Here is a 13,183-nt window from a genome sequence, read left to right as displayed (position 1 = left end):
AAGAGCCATTAAGACCGCTGCGGGGATATCTACGACATTTTGCCGAGGCCTTTCGGCCCGGCAACAACCGAATTGGTTGGCTCATGCCTCAAGCCGCGTGAGCTTTTTTCGCGATTGCATCAAGGTTCAGCAGAAAATCTCCGGATGCTTCCGCTCTTGGGAAGGGGCCAAGATCTTCTGCCGAGTTCGTGGTTACCTGTCGACCTGCCGCAAAAACGGCATCACGGCCGCCGAAGCCTTGCGTCTACTGTTCGAAGGCAAGCAGCCGGATTTCATGTCGCCGGATGGTGACGTGCGACCAAAATCCGATGGCCTGTCGCTGGCGGGTGAATAGTTACTCTCAAACATCCTCAAAAAATATCAAGGCAACTTTTCCGATAAGGTTTATGTGGATGACTATGACTCCACAGATGTTTTGATGGAAGCCTTTGGCATCACGCAAGAGTTGAAGCGTGAAAACAAACAATTTTGGGGAAGGCAACTAGGAATGTGTTGGCAACTTCTGGTGGTAGAGCTTTGCAAAAATACATGCTCTGACTTCAGTGTCGCTTTAAGATTCGGCGCCGACGAACCTTGTGACTTGGTTCTCGGAAAAGATGCTATTGACACAAAATATAGAGTAGGTTCTGGCGACTCTGGAACTTTGAAGAAATTCAAACAGTATGGAGACCTCCTGACAGAAAAAGGTTATCGACCTGTGTTTCTATTTCTTCGAGAAGATAATCTTCCGGCTGCAATGACAGCTTGTCAAGCTGGTGGATGGTATGTTTACAATGGAATGAAAACATTCGAATATTTAAAGGATAAGACAGGTTTTGATCTGTATGAATGGCTTTGTTTTCATAGAGATCAAAAAACCTTCTTTATCAACAGGGGTTGAATATGCATTATTTAGATCAAATAATCTTAGGTGACTGCACATCCGTAATGTCTGAAATGCCTAACGACTCAATTGCGGCATGTATCACTGATCCACCATATAACTATGAATTTATTGGTCGCAAGTGGGATGACAAGGAAATCAATAGGCGGCTAGAGAGAATCAAGGACAGTAACACCTTAGTTAAAAATATACCATACGGCAGTGGGCTGGCAGGCGGGGTGCGCAATGCTAGATGGTACGAAAGAAATCAGGATAATACTATTGAATACACCAATTGGTGTAAACAATGGGGCCGAGAGTTATTTAGAGTGTGTAAGCACGGCGCTCCCGTTGCTGTGTTCAATAGCACTAGGACAGCGGCTCATGTGCAAGTTGCGCTGGAAGACGCCGGGTTTTATACGCGAGATGTTTTGGTTTACCGAAGGCATTCTGGCATTCCAAAAGGACTAAACCTCAAGGGCAAACTTGAAAAAATGAACCATCCTGATGCGGAAAAATGGGATGGCTGGCATACGTGTTTTAGGAATGAGTGGGAATCAATTGTGTTGGTTCAAAAACCACTTCTCAACAACTATTGGGAAACACTTCAAGAAACCGGAGTTGGCGTATTTAAGACAATCAACGAAGACGGGTCTTTTCAGTCGAATATTCTCGAAGGCTATTATAATAAATCCGAAAAGAAATTCGCACACTGCACCGTCAAGCCATTGGAGTTGATAAAAAAATTAATACTTACATTAGTCCCAAAATCTAAAGATAACATTGTGCTAGACCCTTTCGCCGGAAGCGGTACAACATTAGTGGCGGCTCAACAGCTTGGCTATCATTTTACTGGAATTGAAATAGAAGCTGAATATGTAGAAATAATAAAAGGACGCTTGTCAGATAGCTATCAACCTACGGTTGAATTCAAATCAGGCACATAACAAGGCGCTGCACCGGACGACAATTCCGCTACGCTCCATTGCCGCCGGTGAGCTTAGTCGTTAGCCGTCAAGATTGGTCTCCTTGTCTCGCAAGAGTAGCCATAAACCGACAAGAGTGATACTATAGTGGCACTTCGAAGGAGGTCACTCATGAAAGTAGAGCTTGTCACCAGTCTGAAGCGTCAAGCGACGAGAATACTTGCTGATCTGCATGAGAGCAAGGAACCTGTGCTGATTACCGAACATGGTCAGCCGTCAGCCTACCTGGTCGATGTTCAGGACTACGAATTCATGCAGCGCAGGCTCGCGCTGCTGGAAGGGTTGTCCAAGGGAGAAAGGGCAATTCTGGAGGGCCGGACGACCTCCCATGAGAAGGCCAAAGAGCGGATGCGGAAGTGGCTGAAATAGTATGGACGGATCCCGCTCTGGAGCAATTGGAAGACATCGCGGATTACATCGCTTTGGATAAGCCGGAAGCTGCCGCCGGGCTTGTTAAGACCATATTTTCAACCGTGGATCGGCTTGGGCAGTTTCCAGACTCGGGCCACGTTCCACCCGAGGTTCCCAACTCGATTTATCGTGAAATATTTGTCAGGCCCTGCCGAATATTTTACCGTCAAGAAAACGGTGTGGTTTTAATTGTTCACGTCATGCGGGAAGAAATGCAGTTACGCAAATTTCTTCTGGACGCGGAGTAACCGTCAATCCAGCCTATCTTGCGGGATCATCTGCGATGCGGCAATCTGCTGCCGGGGTAATATCTGGGGTCTAGCAATATCTGGCATCTCAGGCCCAACATTTGGTCATTTGCCGCTATCCCTTCTTTTATATCTGCCTGAAATTCCTCCAACTCGTCGCTAAAGATCCCCTTTATGACGCGGGCGGCCGGTTGCGCACCGCTTCGTTTCCCTCCCGTACCCAGAGATAGACGCTGCTGCCGTGGATGGCTTCGAAGCCCGTGGGTGGCGGCAGGTCCGGTTGCAGCGCCTGGATCTGGATGAAATCCCTGGCTTTGGCCTGTTTGGCCGTTTCCAGTTCCCAGCCGACCCAGGGGGAGGCGGCGCTGTGCCGGGACCAGAAGAGCATGAAGAGTTCCTGCTGGTGGATCGCCTCGGCCAGGGCGGGTTTCCATTCTTCCCCCTGGTGCAGGTCGATGCAGTCGAGGAAGAATTCGAGCCCGGCGTGTCGATTCAGGGCGTCGACCCGGTCGAGCACCCGGGAGCGGTCGCGGGAGGAATAGGAGGCGAAGGCGGTACGCGCCGGCGTCACCGCCGGGGTCCGACGCATCTCGGCTTTGGGCGTGGCGCCGATTTCCAGATCGAGACGCAGGCGGGCCACGACCGTCTCTTCGATGAGCACGTCGAATTTAAGGACGACGGTCTCGTCCAAAGCCTCCTTGGGGACTTCCACATCGAAGGGGATGAGGTTGCGGCCGCCCCGCCAGACGAACTTCTGTTCCGGCGGGTCGATAATCAGGCCACGACCGCGCAGGCGCACCATGACCTTGGTGCCCTGAAGCCAGCGGCAACTCGCCAGACCCATGTGGGTTTCGCTGCGCGGGCTGCTTTTCGCCAGCAGGCGCCGCACCTCTTCTTCCTGTTCCGGAACATAGGCGGTGAAAGAGGCGGTGAATTCGCTTCCCGGCCTGACCGCCGTCGGTGCCGCCGCGCCGAGCCGGACTTCCTCCGGCTCACTCTTTTCGGGAGCGGCCGTTGCCGGTGGCGGCGATTCCGTCCACCGCTCTTGTCCTTCCTCCTCCCCACTTGGCGGCGCGGAGGCCGGTTCGTCCGCGGAGTGACGGGGGGGCATGGCTTTTTTATAATCGCCGGACATTTTCGGCCGATCCCGGGACAACGGCCGGGCCGGAGCGCGCAAGCGCGCTAAGAATTTGGAGCGTGTCTTGGGCGGCGGCGGGCCGCCGCCTGCGACCGGCCCGAGCAGACGGGCAAAGAGCCGTTCCAGATCCGCCTCCCAGTGCTCTGCGTTCAGTTCTAGGGCGCCGTGCCGGGTCAGTTCCAGCAGTTCCTCGGGTAGCTGCCCGGCCACCGGTAGCACCGCGCCCGCGACCAGCAGCGGCAGGACACGAATCCCCCGATGCAGAGCCTCGGCCAACTGCTGGACCTCCTTCGTCATCGGCTCGCGCAGGGATCGCGCCCCTTCCGGGCCGATGACCAGCAGCAGCCAACCTTCCGCTCCTGGCGGCGGCCCGGTGCCGACACCGACCTGATCCTCCCCCAGGCGTTGCCGCAGGCGACGAAGGATTTTCTCCGCCGCCGATTGTTCCCCGGCCGATAGCCATAAGACCTGGATTTGCGCCATGTCCGCCTCCTTTTTAGCCCAGGGAGAGCTTGAGCTTATTCCGCAGCTCCAGCAGCGCCCGACGGGTTTCGGTCTGGGCCTCGCCGTCGAGCAGGGCGATGATGAAATCGACATGCTCGATCACCGAACGCAGCTCCTTGGGGGTGGCGCCGCGCCGGAAGACGCGGAGATAGCCCTCGGCGACGGCTTTCCAGTGAGCGGCGAGATCGCCGGCAGCGAGATGCCGGGTAAGCAGGCATTCGGTGCGGACGATGCCGTTCCAGAAATCCGGTTCACGGTCGTCCCGCTCGTCGGCGATCTGTTCCACCTCCTTCAGCCAGGTGCCCAGGGGGGCGCGGGCCCTGCGGGTTTTTTTGCGCAGGTCGGCGAGATGCAGGCCGACCAGCCAGTTGAGCAGGGGATAGGGATCGACGGCACCGGTCTTTTGCTGCGCCAGTTCATGGGCCTGGCGGTAGTAGTCGATCATCGCCGCCAGCGCTTCATCCCGTTCCGCCCCCTCGGCGAGCATGGCCAAGCGCTTGCAGGCGCCGCCCATAAGGCTCAGACGCTCGACGGTGGCGCCGAGCTGCAGCAGCAGGTCCAGCCGACGCCGCCCGCCGCGGATCGCTTCCGCCGCCGCGGGAGCTCCCCCTTTTCCGCCCTCGCGGGCGAGACTCGCCCCCCAGCGGATCTGCAGATTGGCCAGCTGTTCGACGGCTTTCACCGAAAGCTCCGCCGGTTCGGCGCTGAGCGCCGCCTGGTAATGGCCGATCGCCGTCGCGAAGTCATCGAGTTGGGCGTAGGCTCGACCCAGGGCGGAGCGTACTGCCGCCATCGTCAGCCAGGGGGCGGGGAGCCGTTCCTCGATGGCGTGGACCCGCGCCTTTAGCCCGGCGACGGCTTCCGGCGCCGCTGCGTAGGCATCGCCGGCGAGGTTTTCCAGATCGCTGATGACTTCGGCCACGGCGTGATAGATGCCGACGCGGGTTTCCGTCTCGATCAGCCCTTCCCGGGGAACCAGGGTGTAATCGGGGTCGCCATAGCACTGATAGGCGCCCCAGCTGTTGACCGCCGGATATTCCTCGTAGATCCGCCGCCGGGCGGCGAGAACGGCGCGGCCGAACATGCAGCCGGCGAGCATCCGCTGATAGAACTCCCGGGCGAAGAGGGCAGCGGCGGCATCATCCACCGCCCAGCCCGCTGCCACCACTGCCCGCACGCCCATGCGGATGAGCTCCGTGGCGAGGTTGGCCGCCAGCTTGTGGGGATGGGCGAAGGCGAAGTCCGGGGACGCTCCTGCTTCGATGCGCCCTAGATGGCAGCAGTTGATGAAGACCAGCTCCGGAACCTGACGCATCTGCCCGACCTCGGTGGGGGTCAGGAAGAGCCCGGGGCCGAGGACCATGCCCGAGACCCGGCTGCCGCTCGCGCCGGGGACGGCGGAGGGGACGGGATGGTCGTAGACGCCGTGCCCGGCCAGATGCAGCACCCGGTAGCTCTCGGCGAAGAGTGCCTTGATGACGCTGTCGGGGTCCGCCTCCTTGCCGATCCGGGCAATGACCTTGAATTCCTGGGCAACGAGGGTTTCCACCACCGCCGTTGCTTCCTCCTGGGCGCCGGGGAGTTCGACCTGGTCGCTGGGCGGGTCGCCGACCACCAGGGCGATCTTGCCGGTGCTCATGTTGGGATTTTCCCGGTAGATCTCCGTTTCCAGCTGGCGGATGATGCCGGCCTCGACCGCCAGCGGGCGGTCGCGATCCTGCATGAGTTCCCAAGGATAGCGGGCGGCGGCCTCGTTGAGCACCAGCACCAGATTCTGCCGGTCCGGCGTCTGTTCCTTGAGGCGGTTGGGGATGAGCAGTTCGAAGAGGGTGGTCGACAGCTGCCGGTCGCTGCCGGTGCGGGTGATGGCCTGTTCGACGAAGCGGTCGACCAGGGCGCGCTGGGTCGCTTGCAGGGAGACCTCGGCGCGGGCGCGGTCGGTGAGGGTATTAAAGCGCAGGGCGCCGTCGGCCTCGGCGAGAATCTGCAAGCGCCGCCACCAGCCCGGGGTTTCGGAAAAGACCGGCCGGCGCCGGCCGCCGGGGACCGTGCCGATGCGCTCCTCGACAGTGAACTGGTTGTCCAGATCCGGTTCGGCGACGGCCTTGGCGATGGCGCGGGCGGTCTGGATGGCGAGATCCTCGTAGAGTTCGATGAATTCCAGTTCGTCGATGAGTACCCGGTTGGCGTAACGGGATTCGATCAGCAGCCGGTTGGCTTGGGCCAGGCCGCGCAAGATCGCCGCCACCGAATCCTGGACGCTCATGCCGCCGGCGCCGGTGCCGATGAGCAGGGTGGTCAGGGTCGCCGAACGACGTCCTTTGGCATCCGTGCTCCCGGCCGGGTCGGGGCATTCGGCGAGGGCGGCGGCGTACATAAGGGCCGCCCTGGCGAAGCAGGCGGTAAGCTTTCCGGAGCTGAGTTCGCCGGCTTTGCCGAGGCCGACGACAATCGCTCCACCCGGTTTGCCGCCGGGGTTGAGAAAGACCTCCGCGGTTTCCGCCGGACCCGGATAGAGGCCGAGGCGATGGCGGGCGCGCAGGCGGCCGTCGAGCACCCGGTCGAGATAATCCTCGGCGCTGATGATGGTATCCCCCTGATAATGGCCGACCGCCACCGGATGGCGGGCGTAGCGCAGGTTGCCGTGGCGGGCCGTGACCCGGGTGCGGTGGCTCTCGGCTTTTTGCGGTTTATGGCGCAGGGCGCCGAGAGCGGCAGCGATGAGTTCTTGGCTGTCGGGGTGAATCGCCAGTTCCTCGTCGGGAAGGACAAAGCGCTCTTCCGCCCCGCGCAGAGTGACCGGCGGGGACTGGGGCAGAAGCCCGGTATGGCCGCTTTGCAGCAGTTCGAGTAGGGCCGGGAAGGACGGGGCATGATCGGCCAGATTGCCGTGCTCGGCGGGCAGGTACCAGACCGGTAACCCTGCGGGAATCCCCGTCGCCCAAGGCACCCGACCGTCCCCACGGGCGCTGGCGAGGATGGTGATTTTTCCCTTCCCTTCTTGGTCGTCGAGGCGCAGCCCCACCGGGGTGGCCGGTGCCTGACCGGCGACGTAGAGCATGCGCCGGGGATCGGTCGGACTCTTGTCGAGGAGCTCGCGACAGGCGCGGGCGGCATTGAGGGTGGCGGCGTCGGGGGGCACCCAGCCCGCGCCGTCGGCAGCGTGCAGTTCCTGCCAGGTCTCCCGGTCGAAGAAATCCCGCTCCGTCGTCGTCGGCAGCATTTCCAGCACTCCGGGGAAGGCGGCGATGAACTTCAACAGCTCCTTCTGCGAATGACGGAAGTCGAGAAGCGCCAGCTGGCGAACGATCTTCTCCCGGCCGAGGAGCAGCCGGGGGATGACGTAGGAGCCACCGTTGGGGGTGCCGAGCATGATCAGGCGGCCGCCGGGATGGCGGGTCAGGCGCTCCCAGAGCTCCGGCCGCTCGGCGATCATCACCCGCGCCACCAGCCCGCCCATGGAATGGGCGAGGAGGCGCACCGGCTGATTCTGGGTCTCGGCCCGGTCGAGGGCGGCGGCGACCGCGTCGGCCAGGCGGCGGGCTTCCTGAAGGATCGAGCGGCGCCAGTCGAAGGGGAAGGGGATGACCTCGTGGGAGGCTTGCAGATATTCGATGAGGTCGAGATAGGCCATACCCACCGGCGCCTCGGCTGCCACCCCGGAGGTGCCGATGGCCAGCTTGCGGAAGCCGCCGGCGGCGATATCGACCGGGTCGAGCCAGACCCGGTCGCCGTCCACCGTCAGATGGCTGCCCATGATGCCGGGGATGATCACGACCACCGGACGCGGCCCCGTAGCTGTGCCGCGATAGACGGCACGGGTGATCCCCCGGGGCGGTTCCAGGGGCAGGAAGTCGCCGCCCGGCTCGCCGGTCAGTACCGCCTTCAGCCCCAGAGTGCTTCGTTCATTGCGGAAATAGTTGAAATGGTTGACGGACGATCCCTGATCGAAAAGATAGCGGGCGCCCTGCGTCCGTGTCGCGCCGCCGTACATGGCGCTGGTGTTGACCACCAGATCGTGATCCTCGCGATAGAAGAGATTGGTGGCCAGTTCCTTCAGTCGTCCCCATAGCCCCGAGCCTTCCAGATCCCCGGCGATCACCGAAAGGTCGGCCTCGGTCTTGACCCCGGGACGGTTGAGCACCGCCACCAGCGGCGACTCGGGCATCATCGCCTCCAGCCCCGGCAGTTCCTCCGGCTGGGTGCGGGTCTTGACCATGGCCAGCAGGAAATCGCTGGTCAGATCGTAGACGGCGCTGGCCTTCAAGGCCGGCACCAGACCGAGGGCGTTCAAGATGATCGACAGGTAACGGTCGAGGCGTTTCGAGGCCAGGGTCGTTCCCCGCGCTGGACAGGCGACACGCACGAAGCGTTCGACCCGCAGCCCCTTGCTTTTGAGCAGTTCCCCCAGTTCTTGGAGGGCGGCGTGATCCCGCGCCCGATCCGGAGGGGCGAAGCGGGCGAGATCTTCGTCGTCGAAGGGCACTCGCCCCTCGGCCAGGGCGCCCCGGCAGAGGAGTTCGCCGACCAGCCCGCCCCGGGAATGGCTGACCAGATGCAGGCGTGCCCCCTTGGGCAGCAGGCGCACGAGTTCCAAGGCGTTTTCGACGGGACTTTGGCTGAGGGTGCGGTGCTGATAGGCGAAGAGGTTGCCGCGATAGTAGTCGTTCAGGGCCTTGAGCACCGGCAGCTGAGGCCGTTCCCAGAGGCCGCCGAAACTGCCGTCGGTGCTCGACGCGGTGCCGTGCAGAAAGAGCAGGACCGGGGCGTCATTGGCAAAGGGGGCCTCGCCGGGCGTCAGGGGGCGCAGTTCGCAACGGTCGGCGTAGGCGCAGCGATAGAGCCCCGGCCCCGGCTGCAACTGGTCTTCGAGCTTGGCGGCGATGGCGACGGCGGTTTTCTCTGCCAGCTCGACGTGGAAGATGCGCAGCGCTTTCAGTGCCCAGCGGCCGAAGCCCCGGCTCGGCGTGCCGAAGGGGAGCTCCGTCGGCAGCAGCAGTTCGCCCTCCCCCCGCTCCGCCTGGGGTGGCAGATCCTCGCGCAACTGCGCCGCCGTCGTCCAGAGGCGCAGGCCCCCTTCGAGTTCCAGCTCCATCAGGGCGTCGTCGGCCAGACCCTTGAGGGTCACGCCTTCGCCTACGGCGGCCCGGGTCAGGTCGAGGCGGAAGGCGTCGACCGCTTTCACCGTCAGCAGGCCACCGGCCCGTTTGCCTTCCAGTTCGTGGGGGGCGACCCGGGATTCCCGTTGCCCGGGGATGCGCAGATTCTGCATAGAATGTCTCCTTCATCATTTGGGATGGCGTCGCAAAAACTCACCAACTGCTGCGTTACTGCAACCGGCTCGCTGCTTCGACGTACGTAAGTACGCCTCATTGCGCGCCAATTGCGCGCCTTGCATTTGGCGCTTTTTGCTTAGCCATCCAACTATGCTGCTTTTGCGAAAGCAGCATAGTTGGGTTTTTTTACGGATTTCCGTCAGCAGGGAGCCAGCTGGATGCCGAACTGGTCCGCGAGATGGACGTAATGGCCGTGCACCGTCCCTTCCCCCCGGGCAATAGACAGCTTACGCTTGCGCACGTCCTCGACCCAGCGGGGATTGCTCGCCTCGGCCCGGCGGTTGGCGATGATCTCCAGCCGCGCCGCTTCCAGCGCTTCCCTCTCCAGCACCGTGCCGAGGCGGTCGAAGTCGCTGAAAATCTGGGATTTGACCAAGGATGAGATGCTGCCGTTCTGGACCTTGATGTCGAACATCAACGCCGTTGCCCGCTGCGACCAGAGGCCATACTGTTGGCACAGATCTTGGGCCTGGGCGAAGAGGCGGTCGGCGTGGCGGACCTGGATGTTCTGGAACTCCTTGAGCCGGCCCAGGCTTTTGAGCAGGCCGCGCCAGGGTTCGGCGAGAACGTAGCGGCGCTGGTCCTGGATTGAGCGTACCCAGGCGAGTTGCTCGTCCTTTTCCGAGGTGAAGACCGCCTTGAGTTCGGGATAGTAATCCTGGCAGAGCTCTTCGAGCAGGGCCGGATGTTCCTGGGCCATCTCCTTGAAGAGGGGCTGCAGGGAACCCTGGCCGAGGTTCCATTGCAGGGCGCCGAAGCTTAAGCCCTGGCCGTCGAAATCGCCGGTGATGCCGGCGAAGCAGTCGGGCACCGGCCGCCCCGTTTCGAAGGAACCGGTCAGAGCCAGACAGCGGTAGTTGAGGCTTTCCTGGATGATCGCCGGCACCGGCAGGTCCGTTTCGTCGAAAAGGGCGCGCCAGGTTCGCGGCCCGACCACGCCGTCCGCGGCGAGTCCCCGGCTCTTTTGGAAGCGCTTCACCGCCGCCTCGCTGCCGCCGCCGAAGATACCGTCGATGTCGCCGAGGTAGAAGCCGAGCTCCTTGAGTTTTTCCTGAATCCGCCGGACTTCCGGTCCTTTGCTGCCCCGTCGATAAGAACTCATGGTCGCCTCCTTGCGTGGTCTTGGTCATTTTGGGGATGGACGGGAGGCCGCCGCGCGGCGGCCTGAGTTAAATGTATAACAGCTTTTTGCCGTTTCGCCGGGGGTGGGACAGGTTTCCGCCTGGACGGGCAAGTCTGGGCGTCTATACTATGCGGAAGTTATTAATCCCTTCGTTTCAGAGGAGGTCTCATGAAGAAATCTTCGGTTCTTGTCTTGACCTTGACCTTGACCTTGACCTTGACCTTGACCTTGACCTTGACCTTGACCTTGACCTTGATCCTGCTCTCAGCCCTGCCGCTTTGGGCGGAGGTGACGGAGCAGCGCAGCACCCTAGCCGACCAGCAGGAAGTGGCGGTCACCATCTACAATGAGAACCTGGCCCTGATCCGTGACCAGCGCCAAGTGGCGTTGCAGGCCGGGGAGAACCGCCTGGCGCTGCGCGAGGTGAGCGCCGGCATGCGTCCGGAAACCGCCCTGCTGCACAGTCTGACCCGTCCCCAGGGGCTGCGGGTGATCGAGCAGAATTTTGATTTCGATCTGCTGACGCCGGGCAAGCTGCTGGAAAAATATGTGGGCAAGAAGGTCCAAGTGGTGCGAACCCATCCCCAGACCGGGGCAGAGAGTTTTGAGTCGGCCGAGGTACTGGCCGCCGCCGAAGGGCCGGTACTGAAAATCGGCGATCGTATCGAGACCGGGGTGCCGGGGCGGCTGGTCTACCCCGATGTCCCCGCCAACCTGCGCGACCGGCCGACTCTGGTCACGCAGCTGCACAGCGATCAGGGGGGGGCGCAGCAGATCGAGTTGGCCTACCTGACCTCGGGTCTCTCCTGGGTCGCCGACTACGTGGCGCAGCTCGACGCCAAGGGGGAGCGGCTCGATCTTTCCGGCTGGGTGACCTTGACCAACCGCAGCGGCGCGACCTATCGCCAGGCGCGTCTGCAACTGGTGGCGGGGGATGTCCATCTGGTGCGTCAGGCGGTGCCCATGGCCCGGGAGCTCGCCATGGAGAAGGGGATGGTCGCCGCTGGCGCCTCGATGCGGGAGGAGAGCCTTTTCGAATACCACCTCTACAGTCTCGACCGCCCCACCACGTTGGCCGACAACCAGGCCAAACAGGTCAGCCTGCTCGGCGCCGCCGGGGTGCCGGTGGCCCGGGAATATCTGCTGCGCGGGGGGGATTACTACTACCGCGACCGTTTCGACAGGCTCGGCGATCAGCTCAAGGTCGGGGTCTTTCTGGAGTTGGTCAATAGCGAAAAGGGGGGGATGGGGATGCCTCTGCCCAAGGGAACCGTTCGGGTCTATCAGAAAGACAGCCGGGGCAATGCCCAGTTTGTCGGCGAAGACCGCATCGAGCATACGCCGAAAAACGAAACGATCCGCCTCAAGCTCGGCGACGCTTTTGATGTGACCGCCAAGAGAAAACAGACCGACTTCAAAAAGCTGGGAGGGGATGGTCGCTATAACTATGTTTTCGAGAGCGCCTATGAAATTGTGCTGAAGAACGCCAAGAGTGAGGCGGTAACGGTCAAGGTGGCGGAACCGCTGCCGGGGGACTGGAAAATCGTCCAAGAGAGTCATCCCCACGAAAAGGCGGCCTCGGGGCTGGCGCTCTGGTCGGTACCGGTGCCTGCCGAGGGGAGCGCGACCTTGACCTATCGGGCGCGGGTGCGTTACTAGTCAGGCTGATGAAAAACGCCCATCTGCGGCGTTGCCCTCATCCTCGTCGTTGCGACGTACCTTTCGGTACGCCTCACTCCTCGAATTTCGGGCGCCTTGCATCTGGGCATATTTGCTCAGCCTGAAATTTCCCCCGGTTTTCTTTTCTCGTCTTATGAACAAAGGCCAGGCCTCCGAAGCATTCCGGGGGCCTGGCCTTTGTTTCATCGTTATAGTCGTCGTCACTCGCCGTCCGGTGCCCAGGTGCACCAGGTGTTGGTGTGGCGGACGATCTCCCCTTCGATCATGTAATAGACATCTTCGGCGATGTTGGTCGCCAGATCGGCGATCCGCTCCAGATGGCGGGAGATCGTCAGGTAGTGGCTCAAGGGATCGATTTTTTCCGGGTGTTGGCGGATCTGCTCATTGATCAGGGTGAAGTTTTCCTTGTGCTGCCGGTCGACGTCGTCGTCCAGGCGCAGAACTTGGCGCGCCAGTCGAACATCCAGGTGCACTAGGCTGTCGAGGCTCATCTTCAGCATGTTACGGGCCTTGTGGGCCATCTCCGCGCAGTTGTAGGGGGGGGCGATGCGCGTGCCGCCGGCCAGGGCCAGGGACTGGTCGGCGATGTTGGAGGCAAGATCGCCGATGCGCTCCAGGTCGTTGTTGATCTTGAGCACGGCGACAATGTAGCGCAGATCAATGGCCACCGGCTGGTGCAGGGCCAGCACCTTGAGGCACTCCTCCTCCAGTTCCACCTCCATGTGGTTGATCTCTTCGTCGCGGCCGATGACCTGCTTGGCCAAGGCGACATCGAAGGTGTCCAGCGCCTGGATGGCCTGATCCACCCCTTCCTCGACGACCGCGCACAGGGTCAGCAGCTGGGTCTTGAGCCGGTCGAGTTCCTTCTGCATCAGTAACGTCATAAATTCAGCTC

At 61.6% G+C, this 13,183-nt stretch carries 9 protein-coding genes and 1 pseudogene; 6 read left to right on the top strand and 4 right to left on the bottom strand.

Annotated elements, in window-relative coordinates; translation table 11 throughout:
- The 5 genes and pseudogenes from RBR25_RS01275 to RBR25_RS01255 form a co-directional block, all read left to right on the top strand.
- A pseudogene (locus RBR25_RS01275) lies at positions 1-334 on the top strand (hypothetical protein); the annotation flags it as partial.
- A gap of 54 nt (positions 335-388) precedes the next feature.
- Positions 389-880, top strand: coding sequence for a restriction endonuclease (locus RBR25_RS01270; RefSeq protein ID WP_432817706.1), 492 nt, complete (start codon positions 389-391; stop codon positions 878-880).
- The gene (locus RBR25_RS01265; RefSeq protein WP_432817705.1) at positions 877-1,809 is read left to right on the top strand and encodes a DNA-methyltransferase; all 933 of its coding nucleotides are present in this window, start codon (positions 877-879) and stop codon (positions 1,807-1,809) included. The genes RBR25_RS01270 and RBR25_RS01265 overlap by 4 nt, the downstream gene beginning before the upstream one ends.
- A gap of 150 nt (positions 1,810-1,959) precedes the next feature.
- Entirely contained in the window at positions 1,960-2,217 is a 258-nt protein-coding gene (locus tag RBR25_RS01260; protein WP_432817704.1) for a type II toxin-antitoxin system Phd/YefM family antitoxin, read from the top strand.
- On the top strand, positions 2,205-2,507 hold the full coding sequence (locus RBR25_RS01255) for a type II toxin-antitoxin system RelE/ParE family toxin (protein ID WP_432817703.1): 303 nt from the start codon (positions 2,205-2,207) through the stop codon (positions 2,505-2,507). The genes RBR25_RS01260 and RBR25_RS01255 overlap by 13 nt, the downstream gene beginning before the upstream one ends.
- Before the next feature lie 172 nt (positions 2,508-2,679).
- On the opposite strand, the gene RBR25_RS01250 is transcribed toward RBR25_RS01255, so the two are convergent.
- From RBR25_RS01250 to RBR25_RS01240, 3 genes are all read right to left on the bottom strand, one after another.
- A complete protein-coding gene (locus RBR25_RS01250) occupies positions 2,680-4,128 on the bottom strand; it encodes a toll/interleukin-1 receptor domain-containing protein (RefSeq protein ID WP_432817702.1) in 1,449 nt (482 codons plus the stop codon).
- A 13-nt stretch (positions 4,129-4,141) separates the two neighbouring features.
- On the bottom strand, positions 4,142-9,421 hold the full coding sequence (locus RBR25_RS01245; protein ID WP_432817701.1) for a DUF7379 domain-containing protein: 5,280 nt from the start codon (positions 9,419-9,421) through the stop codon (positions 4,142-4,144).
- A gap of 203 nt (positions 9,422-9,624) precedes the next feature.
- On the bottom strand, positions 9,625-10,587 hold the full coding sequence (locus RBR25_RS01240; protein WP_432817700.1) for a peptidoglycan-binding domain-containing protein: 963 nt from the start codon (positions 10,585-10,587) through the stop codon (positions 9,625-9,627).
- 189 nt (positions 10,588-10,776) lie between these two features.
- Between RBR25_RS01240 and RBR25_RS01235 the strand changes: the two genes are divergently transcribed.
- Positions 10,777-12,267: a DUF4139 domain-containing protein gene (locus RBR25_RS01235; RefSeq protein ID WP_432817699.1), complete on the top strand. Its 1,491-nt coding sequence runs from the start codon at positions 10,777-10,779 to the stop codon at positions 12,265-12,267.
- 221 nt (positions 12,268-12,488) lie between these two features.
- Here the strand turns inward: RBR25_RS01235 and phoU are convergent, their stop codons facing one another.
- On the bottom strand, positions 12,489-13,172 hold the full coding sequence (gene phoU, locus RBR25_RS01230; protein WP_432817698.1) for a phosphate signaling complex protein PhoU: 684 nt from the start codon (positions 13,170-13,172) through the stop codon (positions 12,489-12,491).
- Between the last annotated feature and the right edge of the window lie 11 nt (positions 13,173-13,183).

The sequence above is a fragment of the Trichloromonas sp. genome, from assembly GCF_034006665.1.
GTDB lineage: Bacteria > Desulfobacterota > Desulfuromonadia > Desulfuromonadales > Trichloromonadaceae > Trichloromonas.
This window is presented reverse-complemented; position numbering and strand designations above follow the sequence as displayed.